Annotated in this window: 2 protein-coding genes; both read right to left on the minus strand. The window is 57.3% G+C overall.

From position 1 onward, the window contains the following. Positions 1-1,774, minus strand: a 1,774-nt coding sequence (locus tag A3754_RS03700; RefSeq protein WP_304439795.1) for a FimV/HubP family polar landmark protein, incomplete at its 3' end; no start/stop codon positions are given. A 165-nt stretch (positions 1,775-1,939) separates the two neighbouring features. After that, a partial coding sequence (locus A3754_RS03705) for an Asd/ArgC dimerization domain-containing protein (RefSeq protein WP_255363108.1) occupies positions 1,940-2,515 on the minus strand: 576 nt, incomplete at its 5' end.

Raw genomic sequence — 2,515 nt, forward strand, 5'->3', positions numbered from 1 at the left:
CGGGCGCGCTTTCGTCGTCCAGATTCAGGCCGAACTCATCGTCCTGCTGATCATCGACATCATCAAACAGCGGCTCATCCAGATCTTCATTGTCATTTTTCTTCTTGCCCCGCAGGAGCAGGACAATCAGAAGCACTATGACCAGCACACCCAGCAGGATGTACAGCAGGTTTTCCATGATCAGGTCGACAATGCCGCCACTCTGGGCAACCGGCGGCTGTGCAGGCGCCACTGGCTCAGGCTTGGAGACTGGCTCTACCGGTTTAACCGCGCTGTCCGCCGCAACGTCTTTGTCATCGGCAGTGTCAGCAACGCTCTGTGACTCTTCTGCATCACCGGCATCGGTTACACCACCCTGTTCCGCTGCTTCCTCATCGGAACCTTCCAGAACAGCAACGTCATCACCAGCGGCTTGTTCAGCCTCTTCCTGAGTAGCGTCAGCAGCGGCAACAGAGTCACCCGCTTCACCAACATCCGCAGTGGCGTCGTCTTCAGCCGGAACTTCCGGCGCTGCCGGCTCTTCCAGCAGCGGGTCATTTTCCGGCGATGCAACACCCTGCTCTTCGCGCAGCTGGCGCAACTCTTCCTGCAACTGGCTAATCTGGTCGTTACGCAACTTCAGCAGCTGTTCGCTGGTGGAACTTTGCTCTTCCAGATCACGCAGGCGGGATTTCAGCTCAGAATTTTCACGATCCAGGCGATCCAGACTCTCATCGCGAATCGCCAGCTCGTTCTCCAGCACCGCAGTATTGGCGCTGCCCTGTTCGTCAGAACCCGTACTGTCGCCATCATCAACGCCGGCAGTGGATTCCGGAGCAACCAGCTTCACTTCACCGCGGGTTGGCGTCTCAGCCTCATCATCGCTGTCTGTGACTTGGCGAGAACCATCAATCTGGGCACGCTGCGGGGTTTGGATGCCTCGTTTTTCCAGCATGTCACGCCATTGGCGGTTCTGATCAGCGACTTCCGCAATAGCGGAACGGGTGGAGATGGTGCGCACTTCCTGCTCGTTAGGGATACGCAGAACGGTGCCTTCACGCACCAGGTTCACGTTGTTATTGATGAACGCATCCGGGTTCATCTCCTGAATCGCCACCAGCATCTGTTGCACCGACACACTGTTCGAGGGGCGATTATTCAGGGCGATTTGCCACATGGTGTCACTGGAACGCACGGTATAACTGTTGCGCGGGCTGTTATCGGCTACTGCCGGTGCAGACTGAACCTGCTGAGGCTCCGGTTCGATGGCGGGCTCAGGCGCTCTGTCAGGCTGGGATGTTGTCGCGGCTGCGGGCGCCGGCGCAGGAGTAGGCTCGCTGCGAGTCACTGGCTGCGGCACGCGACTGATGGTCGGCGCAGCGGTTACGGTGCTATCGGCAAAGCTGGGCGGGTCCAGCAATACCGTATATTCACGCATCAGGCGGCCGGTGGGCCACAGGAATTCAACCAGGAAGTTCAGGTAAGGTTCACGCACCGGCTGGTCCGTAGAAATATGCAGCTGGGCCTTGTCACCCTCCTGAAGCTCTACAGAAAATTCCAGACGATTGAGGAAATAGCTGCGATCAACGCCAGCAGCATCGAATTCTGACTGGGGCGCCAGATTCACCAGAATCTCCTCTGCTGACAGGTCGCCGACCTCGTGCAGAGAAACATCCATATCCAGGGGCTGGTTCAAATAGGAATTAAGCTGGTATTCCCCTACCCCCAATGCTGCCGCTACGCCAGGCGCCATCATCGCCACAGCTGTTAAGCCAAACCCAAGTTTTCGAAGCATGGTCGAACCCTTTATTTATTATGTTTCCCGCGCTCAGCCCGATCCCGCGGGCCCTACGGATGTACCCGAGGCGGCAAGCTGTCCTATATGACGCCGTTCACACATTCTGCCTCAGGGCAGAGACAAAACCTAGAAACCGCGTCACATAATGTCAGTAAGTATCCATTACAGATAGTCTTTTAGCAACTTCTCGACTATTTTCACCGCGTTCAACGCAGCCCCCCAACGGACATTATCGGCAACGCTAAAATAGCTCAACGCCCCGCCCGCTTCCATCTCTTCACGGACCCGGGAAAGTCGCATTACAGGCTCACCTTCCACCATGGCCACTGGCGACATGGCTTGCGGATCATCACTGTCCTGCACCGATATATCGTCATTGCCCTCCCACAAGGCATGGCATTGCGCTGCCGACAGCCCTTGCATGCTACGTACGGTGACACTCTGCCCATAACCATAAAAAACCGGCACCCGCACCGTGGTGACCTGGATGGACAGGGGCTGATCCGCCAGAATCCGGCGGGTTTCCAGCATCAATTTCAGCTCTTCGCTGGTGAAGCCGTTTTCCTGAATCTGACCACTCACCGGCAGTACATTGAAGGCAATTTGCGCCTGCGCCGCTTCACTGGGAGACAGGCCATTGAGCAAACGCACGCTTTGCTGGGCCAGCTGGTCCACCCCGGACTTGCCGGTGGCGGATGCCGCCTGGAACTGGGTCACCACCACGTCCTGCAAAGGACC

This window comes from Alcanivorax sp. HI0083 (genome assembly GCF_001635175.1).